We start from the raw sequence: 948 nt of genomic DNA, 5'->3' as shown, positions 1-948 counted from the left end.
TGCTATTGTTTATTTAGGCTTGAATGATGTTTTCGAAATAGCAGCAAAGTATGCTTCCTCTATTGCACTTTCTCATTCGCTTCCTGATGCAAACAAACGGACTGGTCTCGCTGTAGCTTTGGAATATTTATCTCTCAATGATTATGAATTAATTGCTGATAACGAATTATTCGCAGATGCCATCAGAGATTTGGTTGTGGGCAAAATTGGTGAAGCGGATTTTGCTGATCTTCTTTATGCTCAGTATATTTCTGAACAAAATCAAAATAGTTAAAATTTCATGCAGTTTACTTTGGGCATACCTGCGCGAGTAGGGTAAAGAAAGTCCAATATATAAGAAATCATATTGCTTCTCAGTCTGATGGTTGAGCAATGCTGAATTCCCGGTAAAAAAATCTGTCAGTACCATTATTCAAACCATAAACTTTGGCCGGACTGCCATAATTATGTTTCCTATTAAACAGGAGACAAATTATGGCAATTCAAATCCATACACCTTGGAACAAAAATCGTATTATCGGTCGGAAAAAGCCTCTTCAGATATCACATATATGGGGTATCCGGATTCGCTTAGAGCTTGAAGGACGGACGCGTGATCTCGCACTGTTCAATCTTGGTCTTGATAGCAAACTACGAGGTTGTGACCTTGTTAAACTCAAGGTCTCAGATGTCGTTTGCGGACGCTCAGCTCTTAGGCGCACGCATGTCGTTCAGCAAAAAACAGGTAGTCCTGTCCAATTTGAGATAACACCAAACACGGGAGAATCGATATTGGCTTGGGTAAAGAAAGCTGGATTAAAACCCTCTGATTATCTTTTTAAGTCCCGTATACATAGCGCTGAGCACATATCAACTAGACAATATAATCGCATTTTTCACGGATGGATTGAAAAACTTGGTCTAGATACATCTCTCTACAGCACCCATTCAATGCGCAGAACCAAGCCT

At 39.8% G+C, this 948-nt stretch carries 2 protein-coding genes; both read left to right on the top strand.

Annotated elements, in window-relative coordinates:
- On the top strand, nucleotides 1–274 hold a 274-nt coding region (locus JC525_RS19760; protein WP_198817868.1), incomplete at its 5' end, for a type II toxin-antitoxin system death-on-curing family toxin.
- 200 nt (nucleotides 275–474) lie between these two features.
- Nucleotides 475–948 (top strand): tyrosine-type recombinase/integrase (locus JC525_RS19755; protein WP_198817867.1); only part of this gene is annotated, 474 nt, incomplete at its 3' end.

The sequence above is a fragment of the Alteromonas sp. IB21 genome (assembly GCF_016405965.1).
Taxonomy (GTDB): domain Bacteria; phylum Pseudomonadota; class Gammaproteobacteria; order Enterobacterales; family Alteromonadaceae; genus Alteromonas.
Note: the sequence above shows the minus strand (reverse complement) of the source record. Positions and strands in the feature narration are given on the sequence as shown.